21 protein-coding genes and 5 pseudogenes are annotated in these 25770 nt (G+C 68.2%); 12 read left to right on the top strand and 14 right to left on the bottom strand.

Annotated features, from left to right (window positions below; translation table 11 throughout):
* Positions 1–48: 48 nt before the first annotated feature.
* On the bottom strand, positions 49–336 hold the full coding sequence (locus NFL01S_RS22710; RefSeq protein ID WP_245670834.1) for a pyridoxamine 5'-phosphate oxidase family protein: 288 nt from the start codon (positions 334–336) through the stop codon (positions 49–51).
* 139 nt (positions 337–475) lie between these two features.
* Here NFL01S_RS22710 and NFL01S_RS22705 point away from each other — a divergent pair, with 139 nt between their 5' ends.
* The 3 genes and pseudogenes from NFL01S_RS22705 to NFL01S_RS37085 all read left to right on the top strand — a co-directional run.
* Positions 476–892, top strand: coding sequence for a Zn-ribbon domain-containing OB-fold protein (locus tag NFL01S_RS22705; protein WP_062978326.1), 417 nt, complete (start codon positions 476–478; stop codon positions 890–892).
* A gap of 18 nt (positions 893–910) precedes the next feature.
* On the top strand, positions 911–2059 hold the full coding sequence (locus NFL01S_RS22700) for a thiolase family protein (RefSeq protein ID WP_062978325.1): 1149 nt from the start codon (positions 911–913) through the stop codon (positions 2057–2059).
* Positions 2059–2404 (top strand): annotated as a pseudogene (locus NFL01S_RS37085) (SDR family NAD(P)-dependent oxidoreductase); the annotation flags it as partial. The gene NFL01S_RS22700 and the pseudogene NFL01S_RS37085, both read left to right, overlap by 1 nt.
* A 119-nt stretch (positions 2405–2523) precedes the next feature.
* Here NFL01S_RS37085 and NFL01S_RS22690 read toward each other — a convergent pair.
* Positions 2524–3321 carry an SDR family NAD(P)-dependent oxidoreductase gene (locus NFL01S_RS22690; protein ID WP_062978323.1) on the bottom strand — a complete coding sequence of 266 codons (798 nt, stop codon included), beginning with the start codon at positions 3319–3321 and terminating at the stop codon, positions 2524–2526.
* A 205-nt stretch (positions 3322–3526) separates the two neighbouring features.
* Here NFL01S_RS22690 and NFL01S_RS22685 point away from each other — a divergent pair, with 205 nt between their 5' ends.
* From NFL01S_RS22685 to NFL01S_RS22675, 3 genes are all read left to right on the top strand, one after another.
* Positions 3527–3877 (top strand): hypothetical protein, encoded by a 351-nt coding sequence (locus NFL01S_RS22685; RefSeq protein WP_062978322.1) that lies wholly within the window; start codon positions 3527–3529, stop codon positions 3875–3877.
* Between the two features lie 28 nt (positions 3878–3905).
* A complete protein-coding gene (locus NFL01S_RS22680; RefSeq protein ID WP_062978321.1) occupies positions 3906–5402 on the top strand; it encodes an acyl-CoA carboxylase subunit beta in 1497 nt (498 codons plus the stop codon).
* A 217-nt stretch (positions 5403–5619) separates the two neighbouring features.
* Positions 5620–5979, top strand: a complete 360-nt coding sequence (locus NFL01S_RS22675; protein WP_210744849.1) for an enoyl-CoA hydratase-related protein — start codon at positions 5620–5622, stop codon at positions 5977–5979.
* On the opposite strand, the pseudogene NFL01S_RS37080 reads toward NFL01S_RS22675, so the two are convergent.
* From NFL01S_RS37080 to NFL01S_RS37840, 4 genes and pseudogenes are all read right to left on the bottom strand, one after another.
* A pseudogene (locus tag NFL01S_RS37080) lies at positions 5940–6106 on the bottom strand (SDR family mycofactocin-dependent oxidoreductase); the annotation flags it as partial. The gene NFL01S_RS22675 and the pseudogene NFL01S_RS37080 overlap by 40 nt on opposite strands.
* A 57-nt stretch (positions 6107–6163) precedes the next feature.
* The gene (locus NFL01S_RS22670) at positions 6164–7627 is read right to left on the bottom strand and encodes an aldehyde dehydrogenase family protein (protein WP_210744848.1); all 1464 of its coding nucleotides are present in this window, start codon (positions 7625–7627) and stop codon (positions 6164–6166) included.
* 943 nt (positions 7628–8570) lie between these two features.
* Positions 8571–9782, bottom strand: a complete 1212-nt coding sequence (locus NFL01S_RS22665; protein WP_062978318.1) for an acetyl-CoA C-acetyltransferase — start codon at positions 9780–9782, stop codon at positions 8571–8573.
* Positions 9783–10015: 233 nt separating this feature from the next.
* Positions 10016–10120: a hypothetical protein gene (locus tag NFL01S_RS37840; RefSeq protein ID WP_503826396.1), complete on the bottom strand. Its 105-nt coding sequence runs from the start codon at positions 10118–10120 to the stop codon at positions 10016–10018.
* On the opposite strand from NFL01S_RS37840, the gene NFL01S_RS22655 reads away from it, so the two are divergent.
* The 3 genes from NFL01S_RS22655 (at position 10090) to NFL01S_RS22645 (ending at position 14663) form a co-directional block, all read left to right on the top strand.
* Positions 10090–11247, top strand: a complete 1158-nt coding sequence (locus NFL01S_RS22655) for an NAD(P)-dependent oxidoreductase (protein WP_281181545.1) — start codon at positions 10090–10092, stop codon at positions 11245–11247. The two genes, NFL01S_RS37840 and NFL01S_RS22655, sit on opposite strands and share 31 nt — an antisense overlap.
* 61 nt (positions 11248–11308) lie before the next feature.
* A complete protein-coding gene (locus NFL01S_RS22650) occupies positions 11309–12949 on the top strand; it encodes a coniferyl aldehyde dehydrogenase (protein ID WP_084493159.1) in 1641 nt (546 codons plus the stop codon).
* A 43-nt stretch (positions 12950–12992) separates the two neighbouring features.
* Positions 12993–14663, top strand: coding sequence for an acyl-CoA synthetase (locus NFL01S_RS22645; RefSeq protein WP_062978315.1), 1671 nt, complete (start codon positions 12993–12995; stop codon positions 14661–14663).
* Between the two features lie 53 nt (positions 14664–14716).
* Here the strand turns inward: NFL01S_RS22645 and NFL01S_RS35680 are convergent.
* Positions 14717–14846 (bottom strand): annotated as a pseudogene (locus NFL01S_RS35680) (acyl-CoA dehydrogenase family protein); the annotation flags it as partial.
* A 69-nt stretch (positions 14847–14915) separates the two neighbouring features.
* Here NFL01S_RS35680 and NFL01S_RS22640 point away from each other — a divergent pair.
* From NFL01S_RS22640 to NFL01S_RS22635, 3 genes are all read left to right on the top strand, one after another.
* The gene (locus tag NFL01S_RS22640) at positions 14916–16058 is read left to right on the top strand and encodes a class I adenylate-forming enzyme family protein (protein ID WP_307615727.1); all 1143 of its coding nucleotides are present in this window, start codon (positions 14916–14918) and stop codon (positions 16056–16058) included.
* Entirely contained in the window at positions 16058–16411 is a 354-nt protein-coding gene (locus tag NFL01S_RS37480) for an AMP-binding enzyme (RefSeq protein ID WP_307615785.1), read from the top strand. Before NFL01S_RS22640 ends, NFL01S_RS37480 begins: the two co-directional genes overlap by 1 nt.
* Before the next feature lie 230 nt (positions 16412–16641).
* Entirely contained in the window at positions 16642–17295 is a 654-nt protein-coding gene (locus NFL01S_RS22635) for a Uma2 family endonuclease (RefSeq protein ID WP_062978509.1), read from the top strand.
* 82 nt (positions 17296–17377) lie between these two features.
* On the opposite strand, the pseudogene NFL01S_RS22630 reads toward NFL01S_RS22635, so the two are convergent.
* The 7 genes and pseudogenes from NFL01S_RS22630 to NFL01S_RS22600 all read right to left on the bottom strand — a co-directional run bounded on the left by NFL01S_RS22630 (position 17378) and on the right by NFL01S_RS22600 (position 25758).
* Positions 17378–18291: pseudogene (locus NFL01S_RS22630) on the bottom strand (alpha/beta hydrolase).
* Positions 18292–18368: 77 nt separating this feature from the next.
* Entirely contained in the window at positions 18369–18716 is a 348-nt protein-coding gene (locus NFL01S_RS22625; RefSeq protein ID WP_062978314.1) for a hypothetical protein, read from the bottom strand.
* A gap of 239 nt (positions 18717–18955) precedes the next feature.
* Positions 18956–19360, bottom strand: a complete 405-nt coding sequence (locus NFL01S_RS22620) for a PaaI family thioesterase (protein WP_062978313.1) — start codon at positions 19358–19360, stop codon at positions 18956–18958.
* Between the two features lie 91 nt (positions 19361–19451).
* Positions 19452–21437 (bottom strand): long-chain fatty acid--CoA ligase, encoded by a 1986-nt coding sequence (locus tag NFL01S_RS37065; protein ID WP_245670833.1) that lies wholly within the window; start codon positions 21435–21437, stop codon positions 19452–19454.
* Entirely contained in the window at positions 21430–23025 is a 1596-nt protein-coding gene (locus tag NFL01S_RS22610) for a class I adenylate-forming enzyme family protein (protein WP_062978312.1), read from the bottom strand. Before NFL01S_RS22610 ends, NFL01S_RS37065 begins: the two co-directional genes overlap by 8 nt.
* A 346-nt stretch (positions 23026–23371) precedes the next feature.
* Positions 23372–24859: pseudogene (locus NFL01S_RS22605) on the bottom strand (class I adenylate-forming enzyme family protein); the annotation flags it as partial.
* The gene (locus tag NFL01S_RS22600; RefSeq protein WP_084493146.1) at positions 24859–25758 is read right to left on the bottom strand and encodes an enoyl-CoA hydratase/isomerase family protein; all 900 of its coding nucleotides are present in this window, start codon (positions 25756–25758) and stop codon (positions 24859–24861) included. The pseudogene NFL01S_RS22605 and the gene NFL01S_RS22600, both read right to left, overlap by 1 nt.
* Between the last annotated feature and the right edge of the window lie 12 nt (positions 25759–25770).

Genomic DNA, 25770 nt, shown 5'->3' with positions numbered 1-25770 from the left:
CGCCGGGGGCTCGCCGCCGGTGTTGCCGTAGCGCTCGCCCAGTTCGGCTTAGAACTTTCCGTCCTCGTCGCCTTCCACGGTCACCAGCCAGCCGCGAATCTCCAGGCAGCGCGTCGGCGCATCCGGGTCGGTGAGCAGGAACGAGTAGTTCGGATTGGCCTGCAGGCTGGTGAACTTCCGCCGCGGGATCGTATGGCTCATACGCAGATGTGCGCCGTCCCAGGTGAAGCGCATCGGTGCCTGCTCCGGTGACCCGTCGGGTGGCACGGTCGCGACGACGCCCACGAGGGGCCGGTGCAGCAGGTCCTCGAGGTCACCGGGAATTTTCGAGCTCATGAATCCACCTCGCAACTAGCGGGTCGAAATGGTTACCGTTGATATTACCGTAAGCTACCATTGCATGGCCGGATGCGGTACGGGTCATTGCCCGGACGGCTAAACGGTAAGGCTATCGGCAGAAGCGAGGACGACAACGATGCAGCGAATGATCGCACCGGAGATATCGACGTGGCCGGATGGTGACTTCCGGCTCGTAGGCGGGGCCTGCGGCGACTGCGAGGCGACGGTCTTCCCGGTACAGCAGCTGTGCCCGCGGTGCAGCCGGCCGGCGGTCGAGCCCATCGATCTGCCCAACGAAGGCGTCCTGGTGGCCTGGACAACCCAGGGGTTCCTGCCCGGGCCGCCCTACCTCGGCGACGAGACGGCAAAGACATTCGTTCCGTTCGGTGTCGGGCTGGTGCAACTCGGCGATGTCATCCGGGTGGAGGGCAGGCTCACCGAGAACGACCCGCACAAACTGGAATTCGGTATGCGAGTCGGTCTGACCACCGTGCCGCTCGGCACCGATGCCGACGGCAACGAGGTCCTCACCTTCGCCTTCCAGCCGCTGTAGACGACCAGGAGTTTTCAGATGACCAACGATGTCGCGATCATCGGTGTCGGCCTGCACCCGTTCGGCCGCTTCGAAGGTAAGACTGCGATGCAGATGGGCGCGGATGCCATCCGGGCCGCATTGGGGGATGCCGGGCTGGAGTGGAAGGATATCCAGTTCGCGGTGGGTGGCAGCTGGGAAGTCGCCAATCCCGACGCCATCGTGAGTTTGATGGGGCTCACCGGCGTGCCGTTCACCAACGTGTTCAACGCCTGCGCGACCGCCGCCGGCGCCACCGAGGCCTGCGCCGACGCGATCCGGCTCGGCAAATACGATCTCGGCATCGCGATCGGCCTGGACAAGCATCCGCGCGGTGCGTTCACCGTCGATCCCACCCTCGTCGGGATGCCGAAATGGTACGGCGAGAACGGCCAGTACCTGACCACCCAGTTCTTCGGTATGAAGGCCAACCGGTACCTGCACGATCACGGAATTTCCCAGCGCACCCTGGCCAAGGTTGCAGCGAAGAACTACCGCAACGGCGTGCTGAACCCGAACGCGTTCCGGCGCAAGCCGATCGCCGAAGACGATATCCTGGCGGCGCCGATGCTCAACTACCCGCTCACGCACTACATGTTCTGTGCGCCGGATGAAGGCGCGGCCGCCGTGATCATGTGCCGGGCGGACCTGGCACACCGGTTCACCGCCAAGCCGGTGTACGTCCGGGCGGTCGAGATCCGCACCCGCAAATACGGTGCCTACGAGGTGAATACGACCTATGCGCCGGTGCAAGAGGACGTCGCGCCGTCGGTCTACGCCGCCCACGCCGCGTTCGAGTCCGCTGGTATCGCGCCGACCGATATCGACGTCGCCCAGTTACAGGACACCGATGCCGGTGCCGAAGTGATCCATATGGCGGAAACCGGTCTGTGCGCGCACGGTGACCAGGAAAAGCTGATCGCCGAGGGCGCCACCGAGATCTCCGGCTCGATACCGGTGAACACCGACGGCGGACTCATCGCCAACGGCGAGCCGATCGGTGCCTCGGGGTTGCGGCAGTTGCACGAGCTGGTGTTACAACTGCGCGGCACCGCGGGAGAGCGCCAGGTGCCGAACGAGCCCAAGGCGGGCCTGGCACTGCTCTACGGTGCGCCCGGTACCGCCGGCGCCACGATCGTCACGACCTGATGGGCTCCGGTGACAGCGCCCGGCCGTTGGCCGGGCGCACGCTGCTCATGTCGGGCGGGAGCCGCGGTATCGGGCCGGCCATCGCCGTCCGCGCCGCGGCGGCGGGCGCGAATGTCGCACTGATCGCGAAAACCGATGCACCGCATCGGAAACTGCCCGGCACCATCCACACTGCCGCCGCCGAGATCGAGGCGGCGGGCGGTGCGGTCCTGCCGGTTGTGGGCGATATCCGCGACGGTCGCGCAGGCTGTCGAGCGGACCGTCGAACGCTTCGATGGTATCGACATGGTGGTCAACAATGCCTCCGCGATCGATACGGCACCGACCGCCGAGCTGCCGGGGAAGGCGGTGTTGCGGCAGCTCATGGATCTGCCGGATATCGGACTCGGCTGTCACCACCGAGCGTGGCGCCGGGAGCATCCGCTGGCCGGCGGACCCGGTTCGCTGTGGCCGTACTCCCTCCGTCAGGTGAAATCCGAGCCGCCGTCGACGTTGATGTCGGCGCCGGTCATGTACGAGTTGCGCCGGGAAGCAAGAAAGGCGACCACCGGGCCGATTTCCTCGGGAAGCCCGGCGCGCGGCATCTGGGCGGGATGCCCGAAATATTCGCCGATTGCCGTCATGAGGTGGTAGGGGTCGGCGCTGTCCACGCCGATCGAGTGGGCCCAGTTCTGTAACGCCGGTGTCACGAAGGTACCCGGTGAGACCACGTTGACCAGGATCTCCTCCGGTGCCAGTAGCAGCGACAGGTTCTTGGAAATGCTGGTGACCATCGCCTTGGCGGCGGTGTAGGCCACCAGGCCCGTGCTCTGGCGCTGGGTGGAATGCGCGGAGAAGTGCACGATGCGGGCCCAATCGGCCCGGCGGAGCAGTGGCAGCGCGGCCTGGGCGCAGTGCACCATTGTCATCGCACCGTGGTCGATCGCCTCGCGCCATTGGTCCGGGGAGAGGGTGTCGAACGTGCCCTGGACGTTCGGTCCGACCGCATTGACCAGCACGTTCAGCCGACCGCCCCAGCGGTCGCCCAATTCGTCGAAGAGTGCGGTGACCGCGGCAGAATCGCGTACGTCCGCGGTCAGGCCGAACGCTTGTGGGCTGCCGCGCTCGGTGAGGTGGCGGGCGGCGTCCGCGACGCCGGTTGCCGATCGCCCGATCACCGCTACATGGGCGCCCTCCTCGGCGAGGCAGCGCGCGGTGGCGAGTCCCATTCCGCTGCTGCCGCCCACCACGACCGCGGTGGCGTCGGCGAGTCCCAGATCCATCGTCGTGCACTCCCGTTCGTTTGTCTGTACGCGCTTGTTGTGCGTACAGGTCCAGCGTGCGAAGTCGGGCCCGGCCCGGCCGCGCCCTTCTCAGAAAGAAGACTGTAAATACAACGGTATAAGTTACCGTACAGTGTGAAGCTGCGGCGCGGTATGCGGTGAACCGTCACCGGCCGCCGACCGCGACCGATAGGTGGTGGGTTCGATGGACAGGTACAAACACGGCGAGGCCGTCGGTTCCGAGGCCGCGGCAACGCCACTGCCCCGTGCTTCCGGGCAGGCGCTCGGTGATCTGTTGGCCACCAGTACCCGCGACATCGTGGAACATTTCGCCGCATGCCCGCAGTGTGGCTATTCCGTCCAGGCATCGGAGACGTTGATGAGGTTTTCGAAGGGAAATGTGCAACGGACCCTGTTCCGCACCTGCGGGCTGCCTTGTGGGTGGGACGAAACCACCGTCGAGGCCGCGGCGACAGTACATTCGACTACGACCGGACCCGCAGCCGGGCCGACCACACCGGAACTCGTATCCGCCGATCACAACCTGCTGCGATGAGCCGACCACTGCGCTGAGAGGGATAAGAATGACAGATGCGCGAGGCTGGAAGGAAACGCTGGAGGATCTCGACGGCCGCCGGGAGCGGTCGGCGGCCATGGGCGGTCCCGAGCGGGTGGCCAAACACCGGGCGAAAGGGAAGCTGACGGCGCGGGAGCGGATCGCGCACCTGCTCGATCCCGGGACGTTCCAGGAGTTCGGTTCGCTGGTCGGCGGTGAGATCGCCGCCGACGCCGTCGTCACCGGCTCGGGCCTGATCGATGGGGCGCCGGTCATGGTCGGCGCGGAGGATTTCACCACCGTGGCGGGAACCATCGCGCCGGGCAGCAACGCCAAACGCTATCGTCTGGCCGAACTCGCCGTTCGAAACAAGGTCCCGCTGGTGATGCTGCTGGAGGGCGCGGGGTTCCGGCCCACCGGCGCGCACTACGGACGGACCCCCACCGATCTGCTCGCCCAGGCCCGGTGTTCGGGCCGGGTACCGATGGTCACCGGGGTACTCGGCGCCTCGGCCGGCCACGGCGCGCTCATCGCCCCGGTATCGGATTTCGCGATCATGAGCCGGCAGGGCGCCATTTTCACCGCGGGCCCGCCGGTAGTCCGGGAATCGACGGGCGAGGACATCAGCAAAGAAGACCTCGGCGGCCCGGGCGTCGCGGTGCCGAGCGGCCTGATCCACAACCTGGCCGACAACGACGAGGACGCACTCGACGATATCCGGCGGTATCTGTCCTATTTCCCCTCCAGCGCATGGTCGTATCCGCCCGCGCTGCTCTCCGACGGTTCCACCGAACCGCGGCCGACCCCCGAACTGCTGGACATCATCTCGCGGGACAACCGCAACACCTACGACATCCGGGCCGTCCTCGACGCGGTGTTCGACACCCCGGACTGGTTCGAGGTCCAGCCCGGCTACGGCACCGCGATCGTCTGCGCCCTCGCCCATCTCGGCGGGCATCCGGTGGCGGTGGTCGCCAACCAGCCGCAGGTACTCGCCGGCTCCATCGACGCCGCAGCCGCCGACAAGGCCGCGCATTTCATCTCGGTGGCGGATTCCTTCCACCTGCCACTGGTATTCCTCGCCGATAATCCCGGCATGCTGCCCGGCAGTGAATCCGAACGCGAAGGCGTGCTGCGCGCGGGCGCCCGGATGTTCGTCGCCCAGACCACGGCGACCACGATCAAACTGCACGTTACGCTGCGCAAGGCGTACGGGTTCGGTTCGATGGTCATGTCGCTGATCGGTTTCGACGATCAGACAGCGACCTTCGCCTACCCCGGCGCGACCATGGGGGCGATGAGCGCGGCGGCCCTCGGGCTGGCCTCGGGCGCGGACGAAGATATCGCTGCGCAGTTGCGGGAGAGGGAACTACTGGCGTCCTACCACTCCGCTGAGCATATGGGTTTCGACGAGCTCATCCGCCCGGACGAGACACGCGACGCCCTGCTCACTGCCCTGCGTCGCGGGATCTTCGCGCGACAGGAAGTACCGCAACCGGTGACACGCTCGGCAATCGTTCCGTGAGCCGGATGCGGCGCCGGACAACTCGATATCCCGTCGCCGTATTTCGCCGCGGTGTGGTTATGGCACAGTTTCGGGCAGCGACAAGCTCCTACCGCGAAGGACGAACCATGGCCGACCACCGACCCCGGATGACCGATGCCGCTGCCCCGGGGACCGTGTCGTGACCGGTCTGGACGCTGTCGCTGTCGAACGGCGCGGCCGTGTGCAGATCATCACGATGACGCGGACGGCGAAACGCAACGCTATCGACCCATCGATCACCGCCGGTCTGGACGCCGCGTTCAACGAATTGGAAGACGATCCCGATCTGTGGTGTGCGGTGCCCACCGGCGGTGCGGAGTTCTTCTGCGCCGGCGCCGACTTGGCCACCGGCCCCGGGGAACCCACGCCCCTGGGCGGAATCGCTGGGCTCATCCAGCGCCGCCGCACCAAACCCCTCATCGCGGCGGTCGAAGGTTTTGCGCACGGTGGCGGCTTCGAACTTGGGCTGAGCTGCGATCTCGCCGTGGCCTCGCGGACCGCGCGATTCGGTTTGCCTGCGGTTTCCTCCAGATCCTCCGGTCGCGCCAGCGGGTAGGTGTTGCCCTCGAGATCCGCGCAGATATCGAGCGCGATAACACTCGCCCCGCCGCGGCGAGTTCGACCGCGTGTGACCGTCCCTGCCCGCGCGCGGCGCCCGAGACCACCGCGACCTTGCCATCCAGTTTTTTCCCGGACCGTCCTTCCGATTGTTCTGTGATCGTGTCTGTCTGTGTGAATGGTCAGTCGCGGGCCGCGACCCGATGACCGATGGTCTTCGTTTCGAGGTACTGCTGGAAGCCCTCGAGACCGCATTGCCGGCCCACACCGCTGTTCTTGTAACCGCCGAACGGGGCGTCGGCGCCGTAGTACATGCCGCCGTTGACCCCGACGGCCCCGGTCCGGATCCGGCGCGCGATACCGATTCCGCGGTCGGCCGAGGCGGAGAGCACCGCGCCGGCGAGACCGTATTCGCTGTCGTTGGCGAGCCGTACCGCCTCGTCGTCGTCGGTGAACGGCGTCATCACCAGCACCGGCCCGAAGATTTCCTCCCGCGCGATGGGCAGGCTCGGGTCCTCGCAGACGAATACGGTCGGTTCGACGTAGTGGCCGTCGGCCAGATGGGGCGGCAGATCTTTCGGCGTGCCGCCGCCGATGACCAGGCGGGCGCCGTCGCGGACCGCCCGGTCATAGGCATCGAGTACCTTGGCGCGCTGGGCCGCGCTGATCAACGGCCCGACCATGGTTTCCGGCAGCGCCGGGTCGCCCACGGGGACCGCCTGGAATGCGGCCGCGACACCGCTGATCATCTCGTCGAAAATCGATCGGTGCACCAGCATGCGGCTCGTCGCGGCGCAGGCCTGCCCGGCGTGCACGCAGACACGGGCCGCGCTGCGCAGCGCGGCCCGGGGATCGGCGTCCTCGCAGACGATGAGGGCGGATTTGCCGCCCAGTTCGAGAAATGTCCGCTTCATGGTGTCGGCGCCGCGGCGCATGAGCATGCGGCCGACCGCGGTCGAACCCGTGAAGGAGATGAGATCGACGCGCGGATCGGTGGCCAGCAGTTCGGCCACCTCGTTCGACGGGGTAGGGACGACATTCACCACACCGGCGGGGAAATCGGTGCGCTCGGCGACGAGCCGGCCGAGCCGGGTCGCGTTCCACGGCGTGTTCGGGTCCGGCTTCAGCACCACCGTATTGCCCGCGGCCAGCGCCGGGCCCAGCTTGTTGAGCACCACCTCGACCGGGAAGTTCGATGGGCAGATCGCGGCGACCACCCCCACCGGCTCCTGGACGACCGTGCGTACGTTGCGGTCACCGAACAGTCCACCGCCGAACAGCTCACGCTCCCACTGGAATTCATCGATCAAACCGGCCGGGTAACGCAGCGCTTCGGCCAGCGGCCAGTCCAACTGGGCGATCCGCGTGGTGGCGATGGGGCAGCCGACCTCGGCCACTAGTTCCTCGCGTAGGAATTCGCTCTCGGCTTCCAGCGCCTGCTGTAGTTGTTCCAGGCAGCGCTGCCGCAGTGCCCGGTTCGTGGACCAGTCGGTCTTGTCGAAGGCGTGCCGGGCCGCGGCGATCGCGCGGAGCATATCGCCGGCGCCGGACGCGGCGGTACTGCCGAGCACCTGTCCGGTGGCGGGGCCGACGTTGTCGAACGCCTCGCCCGAGGCGGCCGATACCAGCTCCGCGCCGATGAGCATGCGGGATTCGGCCCGTTCGCCTGCCCGGTGGCCCAGTTCCGTACTGGGGGCGCTGTTCTGCCCATCGACCTCGCTCACATCGTCCTCCTGTCCCGCAGGCGCACCGGGCCCGCGGATTCCATTACCGTATAGGTAACCGTATATATTACGGTATGGCAGCTTCGGTAAGAGTTGTCTCGGCGGATTCCTGGGATAAGACCGCCACTGACAGTGGATTCCCGGTGCGGTTCGCTCTATGTCACGCCTTTTGCGTCGTTTGCTCTCCTGTTTCCGGAACAGGCTCCATGGTCTCAGTGACTGTAAAATCTACAGTAGGTGTGTTCGCCGGTGCGGTGCGGACTCGAGACGTTCGGCAGATGATGATCCGCGTGGGTTCCCGGGCACCGGCCGACGGTCCTGCCGGACGACTTCGCCAACGCGCTGAACCTCCCGGCGCAGGCGAAGGTCCGGCCGGTGACGGTGCGCGGCGTCCCGTCGGGCAGGTCCGCGCGGTGGATCTGGCGCGCGGCGGGGTGGTCGCCGTCGCCGAGCCTGCCCCGCCACGCGCCGTCCCGGGCCGGCTACCGGGAACCGTACCTGTACACCTTCTGCTCGAACAACGACCCGTCCATCCTGGTCCGCGGTGCCCACAACGCGCCCCGCCCACCCGGTGAGCAGGCACCGACCGGTCCGCCACCCGGAGCCCCCGCCGATCGGACGGCGACTGCCGCCCGGACCAGTGGAGCAGGCGACGGGGCGCCGAGCGCTCGCACTGGTCGCAATGATCGACGCTGCCTGCGCCGGCGCTTACCGGTAAATCGCCGGTCCGGGGCCATATCGGGATAGCGCCGGCGCCGGGCGGCAGTTGCCCGGTCAGGGCCGGTTTTGCAGCAGACATATCCGGCGTCCGCTACGGGGCTGTTCGGGTCGATCGAATCGTCGGCCGGTTGCGGTGTGGACACGGTCAGGCCACCTTCTCGAAGATTGCGGCCAGGCCCTGACCGCCGCCGATACACATCGTCTCCAGACCGTATCGCGCGTCTCGGTGGTGCATCTCTCGGGCGAGGGTGGCCAGCATTCGGCCACCGGTGGCGCCCACCGGATGGCCCAGCCAGATTCCGGAACCGTGCACATTGGTCCGTTCGAGGTCGGCGTCACCGAAGTTCCATTCGCGCAACACTGCCAGTGCCTGGGCGGCGAAGGCCTCGTTGAGTTCGATCAGGTCGATATCGGCGAGAGTGAGACCGGCCAGGCCGAGTGCCGCCTCGGTGGCGGGGACCGGGCCGATCCCCATCACCTTCGGTTCCACGCCGGCGGCGGCCCATGAGGCGAGCTTCACCAGTGGGGTGAGGCCGAGCTGTTCGGCGCGGTCACGGGTGGTGACCAGGCACATGGCGGCTGCGTCGTTCTGGCCGCTGGAATTACCGGCCGTCACCGTCGATTCCGGGTCGAGTTTCGCGCGCACCGGTTTCAGCCGGGCCAGCGCCTCGACCGTGGTGTCCGCGCGCGGATGTTCGTCTCGTTCGATGACGTTCTCGCCGTCCCGGGACCGGACCGTGGTGGGCACGATCTGCTCGGCGCCGGCGCCGCTCTCGGCCGCCGCAATGGCGCGCTGATGGGAGCGCACGGCCAGGCGGTCCTGTTCCTCGCGGGGGATTGCGTAGGTGCGGCGCAGATTCTCCGCGGTCTCCAGCATCCCGCCGGGTACCGGATAGTGCTGCCCGCCCGCCGTTTCGCGACCCCGCACCAGACTGTCGTGGATCCGGACGCCCCCACGAGCGCCGCCCCAGCGCATATCCATGGAGAAGAACGAGGCATTGCTCATGCTTTCGGCGCCACCGGCGACTACCAGGTCGTGCGATCCGCTGCCCACCTGCAGCACCGCCTGGATCACGGCCTGCAGGCCGGACCCGCAGCGGCGGTCGATCTGCATACCACCCACCGTAACCGGCAGCCCGGCGTCGAGGGCGATGACCCGACCGATGGCCGGGGCCTCGCTGGACGGGTAGCAGTGGCCGACGATGACGTCCTGGACGAGCGCCGGGTCCAGCCCGGTGCGGCTCAGCAGGCCGCGCAGCGCGGTGGCGCCGAGGTCGACCGCGCTGAGACCGGCGAATATCCCGCCGTAACGCCCGATCGGGGTGCGGACCGGTTCGCAGATCACTACTTCACGCATGGGTTCAGTCTCCAAGAGCAGGGAAATCGGCGTGCAGAACGGTATGGGTCCGCGGGTCGCCGCCGGGGCCGGCTGTGCTGGTGAGGGCGCCGGCGAGGTCGGCACCGGAATCCGTATGACGGCCGATGCGCGCGCTACCGGGGCAGAACAGTGGGAGAGGTGGCGGTGCTTTAACCGTGCCGGCCCGGTACCGGGCCGGTCGAGGCGGATGGTCTCGGCGAGTGCGAGGGTCATCAGCGGGCCGTGCACGGCCAGCCCGGATACCCCTTCGCCCCGGTATCGTACGGCCAGTCGTAGTGGATCCGGTGTGTGTTCGCGGTGGCGGCGCTGGACCGCATCAGCAGTTTCCCAACCGTCGTCGGGCGAAGGCCCGCATCACGCGCACGGCCGCGCCGACCGCGCTGGTTCGGCGAGAAGCCGACTGGAAATACGTATTGTATCTATTATCGTAAGCGCAACGGTATTGTCGGTGAAAGGGTGGGTCTCGCCGGGGTCGGCGTCGAGTTGCGGCGTGTGCCGGTGGAATTCGCGAACTGACCCCCGGGCTGCGCCGACGGTGCTACTGTTGGTGTTACTGGATGTGTCTCTGTCCGGATATCGCCCCCGCCGGGCCGTGCGGTGGCGAGCTCGGGCCGATCGCGAGCGAGGAGCGTCGATGTCGCAGGTCGTCGGGTTTGTCGGGGCAGGCCGTATGGGGGAGCCGATGGTGTACCGGCTGGTTGCCGCGGGCCACCGGGTGCAGGTGTACGCCCGGCGTGACTCGGTGCGGAAACGGCTGCGCGAGGGCGGGGCGACGGTGGTCGATTCCGCCGACGCGGCCGCATCGTCGGCCGATATCGTGATCGCCTGCCTGTTCTCCGATGCCCAGCTCGTCGAGGTCCTCGCCGGGTCCGACGGGGTGCTCGCCGCGGCACCGCGCGAGGCAGTCGTGGTCTCGCACACCACCGGGACGGTGAGCACCGTGACCGATCTGGTCGCAGGCCATCCCGGCGGCCCGGCGCTGCTGGACGGGCCGGTGAGCGGTTCGGCCGACGATATCGCCGCCGGAAAACTCACCGTGCTGCTCGGTGGTGACGCGGACGCGGTCGCGCGGGCCCGGCCGGTGCTCGAATCGTATGCCGGCACCGTTATCGCGACCGGTGCGCTCGGCACCGCGTTGAGCGTCAAACTGGTGAACAACGCCCTGTTCGCGGCGAACGCCCAGATGGCCGCCGCCGCACTCGAACTGGGCACCCGCCTCGGGATCGGGGAGCAGCAGCTGCTGGACGCCTTGGCCGTATCCAGCGGCCGGAGCTTCGCCGCCGGTTCGATCGGCCGGACCGGCGGGCTGACGACGTTCGAACAGGTAGTGGCGCCCTTCCTGCGCAAGGATGTGGCGGCCTGCCGGGCGGCGACGGCGGATCTGGGCATCGATATCGGCCGGCTCGGCGCCGTGATCGACGGCGGTCCCCTGGACCTCGGCTGACAGTGCGTACGTCAATCCTTCTCCACCGCCCGGCGGGCGAGAGCTACCTCGGAGCGTGTCGATGAACCACAGTATCCCGGAGATATCCGTGGCAGGGGCCGAGACCGCACCGGCGGCCGAACGCCGCGATCCGGCCGCGGTCCTGGCGGCCCAGCGGCAGGCGTTTCTGCGCGAAGGCCCGCCGAGTGCCGCGGTCCGCCGGGACCGCATAGACCGGCTGGTCGCCATGGTCCTGGACAACACCGACGCCTATGTCGACGCGCTCCTCGCGGATTTCGGTACTCGCTCCCGGACCGGCACTCTGTTCGCCGAGATCATGGGCATGCTGACCGCCATCGAATACGTCCGTTCCCACCTGGCTCGCTGGATGCGCCCGCGGCGGCCGGACCGGACGGCGCGCCTGTACGGAATCCGCGCGGAGGTCCGGCCGTCCCCGCTCGGTGTGGTCGGGATAGTCGGACCCTGGAACTTCCCGCTCAACCTGGTGATCCTGCCCGCCGCGACCGCATTCGCCGCCGGGAACCGGGTGATGATCAAGATGTCGGAGATCACCGCGCACACCGCGGAACTCACCCGGCGGCTCGCGGAACAGTACTTCGACGAATCCGAGCTCGCGGTGGTCACCGGCGGCCCGGAGGTGGGCGCGGCCTTCACCGAACTGCCGTTCGACCACCTGTTCTTCACCGGTTCCACCCGGGTCGGCCGGCTCGTACAGCGGGCCGCGGCGCACAACCTGGTTCCGGTGACACTGGAGCTCGGTGGAAAGAACCCGGTGGTTGTCGCCGCCGACGCCGATCTCACCCGGGCCGCCGAGCGGATCGCCCGGGCGCGGATGGTCAACGGCGGGCAAGTCTGCGTCTGCCCGGATTACGTGCTGGTGCCGCAGGACCGGATGGAACCCTTCGTCGACGCCCTGGCCGGTGCCTGGCGGCGGATGTTCCCCGAAATCATCGGCAATGACGACTACACCGCGGTGGTGAACACCGCGAACTACGAGCGGGTCGTCGGGCTGATCGACGATGCGCGCGAGCGTGGCGCTCGTGTGGAGTCGATCGGTCCGCCCGGCGAAGCCCTGCCCGATCCGGAGCTGCGCAAGATCGCGCCGACGATCGTCCGGGAGGTGACCGACGAGATGGCCATCGCCTCGGAGGAGGTGTTCGGCCCGGTCCTCACCGTGTTGCCCTACCGGGACCTGAACGAGGTCATCGACTACGTCAACCGACGGCCCGCGCCGCTGGTCGCCTACTGGTACGGCCCGGACCGGGCCGATTTCCGGACCTTCGTCGCGAATACCCGCAGTGGTGGAGTGGCGCGCAACGAATTCGCCATCCAGATGTTCCCCGACGACGCACCGTTCGGCGGCGTCGGTGAGAGCGGGATGGGCGCCTACCACGGCAAAGCCGGATTCGACACCTTCAGTCACCATCGCACGGTGGTCGGCACCGATCTGCCCGTACCGATCACCAGCCTGGCCGCCCCACCCTTCGGCCGGTGGACGGGGCGCCTGGTCGGTCTGGCACTGCGCAACGCGCGCTGGCGCACGCACCGGCGGCTGCGCTCAGCCCCGGTGCGCTCGACGACCGGCAACCCCACCGCGTCGGCTGCCCGCCACCGCACCACACCCACAGCCGACGGCCATGTCACCACATCTCCGGTGGCCGAGCCTGCCGCGGGCAACCCGGCCACCAATCACCGGACGTGATCCGGGCTGCGCCATCGCGCCTCAGACGAACGAGGAGTCACCGTTGTCCCCAACTTCTGCGACCGGAACCGAACCACAGTTCACACTCGTATCCGCCGTCGATACCGCCGCCGCCGTGATCCCGGACCGGGATCTGATCGTGCAGGGCGAGCGCCGGCACACCTACGCGCAGGTCGCCGACCGTTCCCGGCGCCTGGCGGCCTATCTGCACGCCCAGGGGCTGGGATGCAGTACCGAACGGCCGGATCTGGCGAACCACGAAGTCGGCCAGGATCTCCTGGGCATCTACGCCTACAACGGACCCGAATTCGTCGAGAGCATGATCGGCGCGTTCCGGGCGCGGGTGGCGCCGTTCAACGTCAACTACCGCTACGTCGAGAACGAATTGCAGTACCTGCTCGCCGATTCCGGCGCCACCGCGGTGGTCTACCACGCCGCGTTCGCGCCGATGCTCGCCGAGGTACTGCCGGACCTGCCCGGCCTGCGGGTGCTGATCCAGATCGCCGACTCGTCCGATAACGACCTGCTCGACGGCGCCGTCGACTACGAAACGGTGCTCGCCGCCACCGAACCCGAACCGCTACCGGTCGAACCCTCCCCGGACGACCTCTACGTGCTCTACACCGGCGGCACCACCGGAATGCCGAAGGGGGTGCTGTGGCGCCAGCACGATATCTATATGGGAGCCTGCGGCGGCCGCGATGCGAGCAGCGGCGCCACGATCGCCTCCCACGACGAAATCGCGGAACGGGCGCGCGCCAATCCGGGGATGAAACTCATGGTGATCCCGCCGCTGATCCACGGCGCGGCACAGTGGGCGGTGCTCACGGCCATGACCACCGGCCAGACAATCGTGCTGCCCTCGGTCACCGACCGCATCGACGCCGACGAGATCGTGCACACCATCGAGCGGGAGAAAGTTTCGGTCGCCATGGTGGTGGGGGATGCGCTGGCGCGTCCGGTGCTGGCCGCCGTGGAATCCGGTGGCGCGGACGTGTCCTCGATGGTGGCGCTCGCCAACGGCGGTGCGGTGCTCAGCCCGGCCGTCAAAGAACGCTGGATCGCGGCGGTCCCGGGTCTGGCAGTACTCGACGGTGTCGGTTCCTCGGAAACCGGCGCGCAGATGCACCACGTATCCGCCGCCGGATTCGTATCGACCGGGAAATTCTCGGCGGGCGCCGATACTCGGTTTGTCGCCGAGGATCTCGGATCCGTACTCGAGCCCGGCCACGACGGGATCGGCTGGCTGGCGCAACGCCGGTTCACCCCGCTCGGCTACAAGGGCGATGCGGAGAAGACCGCCGCAACGTTCCCGGTGATCGACGGCGTGCGCTACGTCCTGCCCGGCGACCGCGCCCGTCTCCTCGCCGACGGCTCGGTCGAACTGCTGGGCCGCGACTCCATGACCATCAACTCCGGGGGCGAGAAGATCTTCGCCGAGGAGGTGGAGATCGCGATCTCCTCGCATCCGGCCGTGGCCGATGTGCTGGTGGTGGGCCGCCCGAGCGAGCGCTGGGGCCAGGAAGTGGTGGCCGTCGTCGAACTCGTCGAGGGCGCTACAACCGAGGCCGACGAACTGATCGCCCATGCCGGGCAGTCCCTCGCGCGCTACAAACTTCCTAAAGCCGTGGTGTACCGGCCCGAGATCATGCGCAGTCCTGCGGGTAAAGCCGACTACCGCTGGGCCCGCGAGCAGGTGACAGGCCAGGCCTGACCGCCGCCGCCGGCTCGGCCGCCGCATGTCCCGGCGGCGGCCGAGCCGGGGGATCAGGCCGGCGGTGTGCCCTGTCGCCGGGCATTCTTGACCAGGCCGCCACCGATGATCAACCGCTGGATTTCGCTGGTGCCCTCGTAGAGTCGCAGGAGCCGGACGTCGCGGTAGGATCCGCTCTACCGGCCGGTATCGGTCAGCTGATGCTGTTCTACCGGCCGCCCGCGCCGGCCGAATCGTGATCGGGGTCCAGGTATGACCGGCACCCGCCATGAGGAAGACCCCGGCAGCGCCTTCGCCGCCCATCTGGCCGGCCGGATAGCGGAATATGGCGAGCGTCCCTGTATCGAATTCGAACAGCGCTGGTACTCGGGCACCGAGATCGCCGCCTGCATCGATGCCGTCGACCACGCAATGACGCCGGCCGGGAGCGAGCCCGGTGCGCGGGTAGGGATTGTCGTGCGCAATCGGATCCCGCACGCCGCGTCGGTACTCGGTTTCGTCGCGGGGCGGCGGCCGGTCGCGATGATCAATTCCTATCAGTCGCCCGGTTCGCTGGCGGCCGAAGTCGAGCGACTGGGGCTGAGCGCGGTACTGGCCGCCGCCGAGGACTGGACGGAGCCGGTCCGGGCCGCGTGCACCCGTATCGGCAGCGCGGGCATCTCCCTGACGGCAGGGCCACAGTGGGTCGAGACCGTGGTAACCGGTGACCCGTCCGCCCGCCGGCCCTGCCGGGAGGAAGCAGGCCTGCACATCCTGACCAGCGGTACCACCGGTCCACCCGAACGTGTGCCGATCGGCACCGCCGCACTGGCACACACCGTGCTGAGTATGACCGGCGGATTACCCGCCGCGCCCCGCGATCCGCCGGGGTTGATGTTCTGGCCGTTCGGCAGTATCGGCATCTGTCAGTTGCTCGACGCGCCCTACCAAGGAAAAGCGGATGATCCTGCTGGAGAAGTTCGCGGTCGAGCCGTGGGTCAGGGCCGTGAAGAACTACCGGATCCGGCGCACCGGAGTCCAGCCGGCCAAACTGCGCATGCTGCTCGACGCCGACGTGGCGCCGGAGGACCTGTCCTCGCTGGAGTACCTGCCCGGCGGATCGGGCCCGCTGGACCCGGAACTGCGCGCGGAGTTCGAACGCCGATTCGGCGTTGCCCTGCTGTGGCATACGGGGCAACCGAGTTCGCCGGTTCGGTGTGCGCATGGACACCCGATCTGTACCGGGAATTCGGCGCCGTGAAGGCCGGCAGTGCGGGCCGGCCGCTGCCGGGTGCCGAGGTGCGCATCCTCGATCCGGAAACCGGGGACGAGGTACCGGCCGGCGAGCGCGGGGTGCTCGCGGCTCGTGTCGAAGCGGTCGGACCCGATTTCCTGCGCACCACGGATCTGGCGTGATGGATGCCGACGGTTTCGTCACGGTGTACGTCCGGGCGGACGGCGCGATCAACCGTGGCGGTTTCAAGATCCTGCCCGAGTCGGTGCGCGTGGTCCTGCTCGAGCATCCCGCGGTCCGTGATGCCTGTGTGGTCGGCGTTCCGGACCGCAGGCTCGGGCAGGTGCCGTTCGCGGCGGTGGAGTTGCGTCGCGAACGTGGGGAACCGGACTCCACCGAACTACGCGAGCTGGTCCGGGAGGCGCTACCCGGTCACCACATGCCGGTCGACATCGCGATCGTCGACGAGCTGCCGCGAAATGCCGCCATGAAGGTGCGGGCGGACGCCGTCGCCGCCCTCTGTCAGGAGAACTGACCGGACGATCGCCATCCACCCATCCGTATGTCTATCGAGGGCTCGCCATCCGGCTGTCTGCCGCCGGGGAGCTGTCGGCATTGGTGTCAGCCGTCGCCAGACGGGCCCCGTAGTCCCCTGTGGCGGGCGCGACAGGACGCGACAGTATGACGGTACTGGCGGCCAACCGAGGAAAGGTGCACCGGAGCGACCCGCCGGTCGGGCGTGGTGCGGTGGCTTACCATGGCGATATGTCCCTGCCGGAGACCGACCGCCCCGACCTTCCCGAGTACATGACCTGGGAGGAACTGGAGCAACTACCCGAAGAGATCGCGGAGCAGATCGAGCTCTGGGACGGTCGGGTGGTGTGGCTGCGTCGCGGTCCGGGCGAGCATCAGATGTTCACGGCACGTATGCGGAACGAAATCGAACGTTGCGCGCGCAAGCGCATGTCGGAAGATCCCGAGACCTGCTGGACCGTGAACTTCGAAACCAACGTTTTCCTCCGAAGCAGCGGGAAGTCCGATTTCCTGACACCGGATTTTCTGGTGTACCACTGTCTCGAATCACCGTTCGCAGATGTCCGGGCCACCGATACGCTGCTGGTCGGCGAAGTATTGTCGCCGTCGAACAAACAGGCGGATATGGAGGCGAAGAAGGGACGCTACGCGGCTGCGGGTATCCCCTGGTACTGGGAGGTCACCCTGGCGTCCGGGCGCAGTGCGATATCTGCCGTCCGCGCGTACGCCCTGCAGACCGGGTACGCATCCCTGCCCGATGATGTCCATCCGCTGCATCCGACCAATTACCTGCTGGTCGACGAGTGGACACCTGCCGATGAGCACGGCATACATATCGGCCATCCGTTCCCGATCCACATCCCGTGGACCGCGCTCGAATACTGAACCGTGCCGTGACGTGTAGCCGCTGCGAGGTCAGCGAGGCCTGAGGGTGCCCGGAACGAAGACGATGGCGGCGACATACGGGTCACTGTGTCGAGTTCAGGTGTCGGCCGAGCCAGGTGTGGATATCTTCGAGCGCGGCCTGCGCCATCGGGGTCGGATGTCCGGTGAACCCGTGGGGCGAGTCGGGGTAGACGCGGAGATCGATGTCCGCGCCGGAGGCCGATAGCCGAGCGGCCATGGCCAGGTTGTCCTGAAGCAGGATATCGGCGTCGCCGACGACCATGAGGATCGGCGGCAGGCCGGTCAGGTCGGCGTAGATCGGAGAGATGTCGGGGTTCGTTCGGTCCGGGGCCGTGCCGGCGTATGCCTCGAGGAAATACTCGTCGGCGATGAGACGGCCGGCCGGTGTCTGTGCGCTCAGATCGTAGGTGCCGAATTGCAGCACAGCACAATCGAATGCCGCGACGCCCCGATCACGCAGGCGCAGCAGTGTCGTCATCGCCAGTGTTGCGCCGGCCGAAAAGCCCCCGATAGCGAGCTTCGCTGTGCCGAAACGGTGCTGGGCGTGCTCGGCGAGCCAGAGTGCGGCGGTTTCGCAATTGTCCGGCGCGGCCGGCCAGGGATGTTCGGGTGCGAGCCGATAGTCCACGCTCGCGACTGCGATACCGAGTGCGTCGGTGAGCCGGCGGTTGCCGAGGTCGCTTGCGGCGGCTGACCCCATATAGAAACCGCCGCCGTGGATCTCCAGGAAGACGCCTTTCACCGCGTCCTCGGGAGCGTGGAACCGTAGCGGGACGCCGCGTCCGTCGCGGCGACCAGTTCTTCGACAGCTGGGGGACTCGCCGGGGCCGGCTCGGGCAGGCCGGCCCGGATTGCGCGAAGCTCCTCCGGACTGTTCGGACCCCGTCCGGTCGCGCGGTTCTCATGGAAAGCGCGTGACTCGTCGGTGAGAAGCCGGAGGCGAGGGTCGACCAGCTGGGCCAGCCCGAGGTGCATGGATAGCCACGGTAGAGCAAGATCGACGGTCACAGGATGGCTCGACCGGTCGTTGTGAGTGCCGCGCAGTGGGTGATTCAGCCCCAGGTGGCCTGGTCGGGCACGGTCGAGGTGGGCAGCGCATAGAAGAAGTGGCCGGGCGTCAGTTCGTTCATGTCGTGCCAATTGCCCCATGGATCGCGCTGATAGAAGTCCGGCATCCCGGTGCCCCAGTGGTAGCAGACGATGCCGCTGGTGCCGAACGGGCTCCAATAGACGTCGGTGCCGGGGCGTGGTGCCCCGAGTGGTGTGCGGAACAGGTGGTTGCACGGCGTGATCACCGGGTTGTACATGGAGGGCTGGGCGGCGGCGGACGGGGCGAGTGCGGTGAGTCCCGCGGCGGTGATCGCGGCGGCGGCAAGCCCGTTGCGGACCGTAGAACGCATCTATCGTGCTCCTCTACTGGGCGGAAAAGGGTCCACTCTCCTGTGCCGGCAAATACTCAGCTACTGTTACGTGCTGACGGCCGACGTGTAGGTAGCATCCTGCCATCGCCGCCGGAACCGAAGGCGGAGTCGATGACGACGGTGTTGTCCTCGGTGCCGCCGAAGACCTCGCCGGCTGGGCGGTATCGGAAGCGCGATCAACCGTGCTGGGCGTGTGCGGAGAAGGACTTCGGAGGGCGTCAGTTGCCGGTGCGGGTGTTGTACCCGACGATCGCGAAGCTCACCGTGGCGAGGGCGGCGAGGTGGTTCTCGGGCATGTTCCGCACCTCGACCTGTACGACGATCGAGCGCTTCCCGGCGTGCACGATGGTGGATACCGCGCGGGCCGTACCGGTGGTGACAGCGCGGAAATAGCGGACGCTCAGGTCCGAGGTCACCACGCCGCCGACCGGCAGGCTATCCAAAGCCAGTGTGCCCGCGGCGATATCGACGAGGGTGGCAACGAGACCACCTTGCAGGCCGCCCGAGTTGTTGACGACGTGAGGTGCCACAGGCAGTTCCCAGGTCATCGCACCTGATTCGTCCGGTTCCTTCCGGAAGCCGATGTGGTCGAGTAGATCGCCGATCGCCTGGGTGGAAGTCATGGTCGGTCCTTGTCGAGGTATCGTCGAATGCATCCCGTTCCGGGTGCGCGGGTCGATTGCGGTGACGTATGCGGTACCGGAGGAGAAGTGTTCAGTGCGGGGGCGCGGTGGCGGTGCCGGCCTCGACACCGCGGTCGGTCAGCAACTTTCGCAGCGCGGCGAGATCCACCTTGCCTGTGGTGCCGCGCGGGATATCGGCATCGGAGTCGAGCAGCAGCCAGGTGGACGGCACCTTGAACGAACTCAGGATCTCCTTGGTCGCGGCGCGCAGCCGATCGACGCTCGGGCTGCCCGTGACGAGCACGGCCGCGGCCACCCGGGCGGCGTCGCTGCGGTCGATATCGGTGACGAAAGCGCCGGTGACGCCGTCCAGCGAGCGCAGCGCTTTTTCGACCTCACCGGGGTAGACGGTCGCGCCGTTGACCTTGAACATATCGTCGCGCCGGCCGTGATAGAAGAGGAAGCCCGCGTCGTCGAGGTGCCCGAGGTCGCCGGTGGGGTAGTAGCCGTCGGGGGTGAACAGATCCTCGCGGGCGCGGCCGCAGATACCGCGCAGGATATGCGGTCCGCGCAGCTGGATCTCCCCGATGGTGCCCGCGGGCACCGGGTGACCGGCCGGATCGGCGATGCGCACCTGCATCCCGTCGAACGGCCGGCCGCAGCTACCGTGCGCGGATTCGGGCATATCGGTATCCGCGGGGTAGCCGCAGTAGGGGCCGAATGATTCGGTCATCCCGAACAGGTTCGCCCGGGCGCCGGGCCGCGCACGCTGCCCGGGCGGTAGTAGGGCCTCGAGGCTGCCGGGCCGCAGCGCGGACAGATCGGTGCCGAGGGTTTCCGCCCGGCGGGCGAGGGCTTCGGCCTGGTCGGGCCAGCCCCGGAACAGGGTGACCCGTTCGCGTTCGAGTAACTCCAGGGTCGATTCCGGCCGCGGTATCTCCTCGGTGACCAGGGTGGCGCCCGCCGCGAGCGCGGAAAGGATGCCACCGCCGAACCCGCCGACCCAGAAGAACGGCATCGGGAGGTAGAGGCGGGTCTCGGCGTCGATACAGCGGGCGGTGAGCCCGGAGCGCACGGCGGCCAGCGCGTTACCGTGCGAATGGATAACGCCTTTGGGCAGGCCACGGCTGCCGGAGGTGAACATGATGAGCATGGGGTCGGCCGGGCGGACGGTGGCGGTCAGCGCGTCGGCGACCTCGGTCGCTGCCGGTGTTACCGCGAACTGCGCAGACGCACTGTGGATATGGGCAGGTCCGTGCGCCGACCGCGTACCGGAGGAGATCTTCACGCCGGAGCCGGCCTCGATCGGGTTCCGGGCTGGATCGAGGCTGTCCCCGGATAGCGGCGGCGGTGCGGAGGCCGGGTCCGTTCGCATGTGCCGGCCGCCGTCGGGGGTGTCGGCGGATCCGGTGGTGGCCGGCGGCTGTGTGCGCTGACCAGGGGCGAGCCCATACGCAGGCCCGGGGCCAGTGCCGGTGTGCGGCGGTTCACCGGTGCCGGGGTCCTGAGTGAGCTGTGCGCCCAGGTCGTGTTTCGGCTCGGATTCGGCGGGCGTGTGCAGGTCCCGGGTGCTGGTGGAGTCCGCCCGGAGCCCGGAGACGATGAGGTTTCCCAGTGATTCGACGGTGTATATGCTTCGGAGAGCGGGCAATTCGCTGTGGTAGATCGGCGTGGTGTCCACTGATTCGCCGAGTACGGAACGGAGTCCGTCGAGGTAACGGTGGCCGCGGAATTCGACGGTGGTGATGAGTACTTCCACGGCGGCGGCGCGTAGTTGGGCGATCAGCTCCGGTGGTTTCAGCAGTGTGCTCATCGGCACCAGCACCGCGCCGAACCTGGTGAGCGCGAGCGCGATCCGCACCCAGCCGACACTGTTGGGGGCTACCAGCCCCACTCGGGTGCCCTTGGTGATTCCGGCGGCCACGAACACGGCGGCCAGCCGGCGGGCGGTGGCGTCGAGGTCGGCATAGGTGGTGCGCGTATGCGGGTCGATCACCGCCGGATGGTTTCCACGCTCGGCGGCATGACGGCGCAGCAGGGTGTCGATGGTGGCGGTCGCCGCGGTGTGCTCAGGCATCGAAGATCTTTCCGAGTCGCTGGATGTCCACTTTGCCGCCGGGTAGCAGCGGCACCTCGCCGGGCCGCAGGGCGGCGAATCGCCGGGGGACCTTGTAGGCCGACAACTCCTGCCGGAGGCTTTCGCGCAGCGCGGTATCGTCGACGGTGGCGTCGGGGGTGACGAGTACGGCGACCACGATCTGGCCACGGTCGGGGTCGGGCAGGCCGAGTACATGTGCGGGCGTGCCGGTGATCTTCATGATCGCCTTCTCCACCTCGGCCGGCGAGATATTGGCGCCCGCGGTTTTGATCATGGCTCCGCGTCTGCCGAGGAAGTAGAAGAACCCGTCGTCGTCCACGCGCACCAGATCACCGGTAGGGAACCAGCCGTCGGCGTCGAAACACTGCTCCCGGCTGCGACCGTGGTAACCCTGCATCACATACGGTCCGCGGATGTACAGTTCGCCGGTCGTGGCGTCGGTGCCGGTGTCGGGGTCGACGATGCGGGTGTCGAAGCCGGGGGCGGGTTTTCCGAACGAACCGCGCCGGTGTTCCGGCTGATCGGAGTCGTCGCCGCTGAGCAGGACCACGCTGCCCGCCTCGGTCATCCCGAGCATATTGTGCCGCAGCTCCGCGTCGGTGGGTCGCGCGTCGGCGGGCATGATCGCATAGAGGTTGCCGCGGCGCATCGAGGACAGATCGCGGGCGACGAAGCTCGGATGCCGGGCCAGATGCGCGACACCGGCCGCGAAACCGTTGGTGACCGTGGGCGTTTCGGCTTCCAGCAGATCGAGGGTAGCGCTCGCGTCGCCGGCGTCGGAACACACCAGTGTCGCACCGGCCAGCAGGGTTGCCAGCAGCGCGAAACCGAAGCCGCCGATCCAGAAGAACGGTGAATTGCAGAACAGCCTGTCTTCCGCCGTGAGGCATCGGATTTCGTTGAGGTTGCGCTGATGGGCCAAGAGTGCGCCGTGGGTGTGCACGACACCCTTCGGCGCGCTGGTCGAACCGGAGGTGTAGATGATCGATAGCGGATCGGCGGCGGTGACGTCGCGTTCCATCGCCGCGAGGAGGTCCTCGCCGACGGTGTCGGCGAGCCGGTCGAGTTCGCCGATATCGCGCGGTCCGGTGCCAGGGCGGTGGCTTATCGCGATATGTCGCAGCTGCGGGGCCTCCGGGCACAGCATCCGGTCGGCCACGCGCGGTGCCGCCCGGGCGAACGCGCCGGGTAGCGCCTCGGCCAGCCGCGCTACGTAGTCGTGACCGCGATGGCCGTCGATCGACAGGAGGATCCGGATATCACTGTCCACGAGCTGGCGGCTCAGTTCACTCGTGGTGGCGAAGGTGGAGAAAGGTACCACCACGGCCCCGATCCGGGCCGCGGCGAACGCGGCGATCACGAAATCGGCCCCGTTCGGGTACAGCACTCCGATATGCGTGCCCTTACCGGCGCCCACTGCAATCAGCCCGCGGGCGAGCCGGGCGGAACGAGCCTGCGCTTCGGCGTAGCCGAGTCGCTCGTGGTCACAGATCAGCAGCGGGTGCCGGCCACGGACGCTCGCCTGCCGGTGCAGCAGTGGGGCGAGGGTGTCGTTATCGGCCGGCACGGTCGCTCCCGTCGAGGTCGACCGGCCGGTGTCGGGTGGTTTCGGCGTATCCGGCAGCCGTGTGTCCGGCCTGGTTGTGTCCGGAGAAGGCATGATCGGCGACCACGGGCCCGGTGGGGTCGGCAGTCTCGTGGTCGGCCGGACCGGCGGATCTGTGCTCGCTCGGATCGGTGGCTTCGTGCTCGGTGCGGCCGACGGTCCCAGGTTCGGTGGGGTCAGCGGTGTCGTGCCCGGTGACATCGGCCGGCGCGGTGGGGCCGGAGAGCGCGTGCCCGGTGGAGTGGGTGGGCGCGTCGGCCGCCGCAGGAGCGGTCGCGTTGCCGCTCGGGTGAACCTGTGCGTGCCGCGACGCGGCGGTTTCGAAATGATTGCGCACCGCGCGGAGATCGGGCTTGCCCGAGGGAGTTCGGGGAATCGACTGCACCACAACCAGTTCGGTCGGAATCTCGTAGCGCGCCAGCCGAGTCTGCAGGAACGTGGTCAACGCGCCGGGCGAGGCGTCCGCGTCCGGGTGCAGTTCCACCATCGCCACCGGGGTCTCACCGAGCCGTGGGTCGGGCCGGCCGACCACCGCGGCACCGCGCACCGCCGGATGGCTTTCCAAGGCACCCCGCACATCGTCGGGCATGATCTTGAAACCGCCGCGGATGATCGCCTGGTCCGCGCGGCCCAGGATCCACAGGAACCCGTCGGCGTCGATCCGCGCCAGATCGGTGGTGCGGACCCAGTCCGCGCCCGGTCCGAGCTGTCCCGGGATCACCTCGAGCACCCCGGCCTCGCCCGCGCCGAGCACCGCGCCGTGCTCGTCGACCACCCGCAGCCGGGCGCCGCCCGTTGCCCGGCCCACACTGCCGCGCTTCGCCGTCCAGTACTGTTCGTGATCGGGCAGCGTCCAGCCGGCCACCCCACCGCCGAATTCGGTGGCGGCGTACGAGGTCAGCACCGGGATGCCGAATTTCTCGTAGAAGGCGTCGGCGTCGTCGGCCGACAGCGGTGCCGTTCCGGAGGTGACGACGCGGATTCCCGCGAGGTCCTCGCGGCACAGTTCCGAATGCAGCACCATCCGCAACGCCGCCGGTACCAGCGAGACCGCGCCCGGCCGGTGCGCGCGCACCGCGCGCACCCAGGATTTCAGCTCGAACCGGGGCAGCAGGACGAACGGCCGGGCCTCGGTGACGCACTGCAGCACCCGGAAGACACCACCGATATGCACCAGTGGTGCGTTGACCACGGCGACCCCTTTACGGGGCCGTGCCGGGGCGTCGGCCGCTGCCGGATCGGTCCCCATGACGCTGCGCGCCAGCATGTCGTAGCTGATATCCACCCGTTTCGGCGGTCCGGTGGTGCCGCTGGTCAACATGCGGACAGCCACGCCCGGCCGCGCCGCTTCGTTGTTCTGCGTGGTCGCCGTACTCCGGACCTCCGGCAGCGCGTCCGGACCCGGAATCGAGACGACCGTGGCCTCCGGTGCCGGTACCACCAGCGCATCGAGGTCGCCGGGTGCGCCGATGAGCAGCGGCAGCCGGAGTGCGGCGATATCGTCGCGGGTCCGGTCGTCCCCACGCGACGGGTTGATCACCACCACCGTATCGCCGGCGAGCAGGACCGCCAGGAGCGCGGCCACGTGCTCGGGCCGGTTCTGCAGGAGAATCCCGACCGGACGCGGCCCCTGGTCCGATTCGATGATGGACCCGATGCGCTGGGTGAGCCCGCCGATCCCTCCCCACGAATACCAATGCTCGTCGAATTCCAGTGCGGGTGAATCCGGTTGCAATGCCAGGACATGGGCTATCCGCCGGCTCAGCGGGTTGGAGTGTACTGCGGTATCGGTCATCAGCGGATCCTCGGTTCGGTCGCGGTGGGCGAGGAGGCGGCCAGTTCGGATTTGCCGATCGGATTGCCGAGCCGGGTGTAGATGAGTCCGTGGTCGAGCGCCGCCCGGTAGGGCTTGTCGAGTGATTCCCAGATCGCTTTGACCGTGCCCTGGGTGGCGGCGGGGGGTTTGGCGGCGATGGCGGCCGCGATGCTGTGGGCGCGGGCCCACAGGTGTTCGCGGGCGACGACCTCCGACACCAGACCGATCCGCAGCGCGGTCTGTGCCGAGACCCGTTCGTCATTGCCCATCAGCGCCATCCGCAATGTCTCCCCGAGCCCGATCCGGCGCATGAGCCCGACCGGTTCCAGCGCCGACACCAGGCCGGCGGACACATGCGAGTCGAAGCAGGTCGCCTCGTCCGAGCAGACCACCACATCGGATTCGTTGACGAAGTAGAACGCCCCCGCGGTACACATCCCGTGCACCGCACACACCACCGGCTTCCACATCTTCTGCCATTTGGGGCTGAGCAATTCGCCGGGATCCTCGTGATGCCAGACGCTGGCCGGTTGCCCGTAATCCGATTTGACGTCGAGTCCGGCGCTGAATGCCCGGTCACCTGCCGCGCGAACGACGACCGCGTTGACCGAGTCATCTAGTTTGATCGTGTGCCACGCGCGCTGGACTTCCTCACACATCGTCCGGTTGAACGCGTTCAGGCGCTCGGGCCGATTCAGGGTGAGTGTCGCGACGCGGTCGGTCGGGTCGACTTCGAGCAGAATCGTTTCGAACTCGCCGCTGTAGTCGCGTGGTGGTGCGTCGGCCGCCGGACCGTTACTGGGCACCGCAGATGCCTCGGTCCGATCGCCGGCCCGGCCGTAGCCGGAAGCCCCGGCTTCCCGGGACGCGGCGCTCATCGGAAAGGCTCC

This window comes from Nocardia flavorosea NBRC 108225, from assembly GCF_001613385.1.
Taxonomy (GTDB): domain Bacteria; phylum Actinomycetota; class Actinomycetes; order Mycobacteriales; family Mycobacteriaceae; genus Nocardia; species Nocardia flavorosea.
Note: the sequence above shows the minus strand (reverse complement) of the source record. Positions and strands in the feature narration are given on the sequence as shown.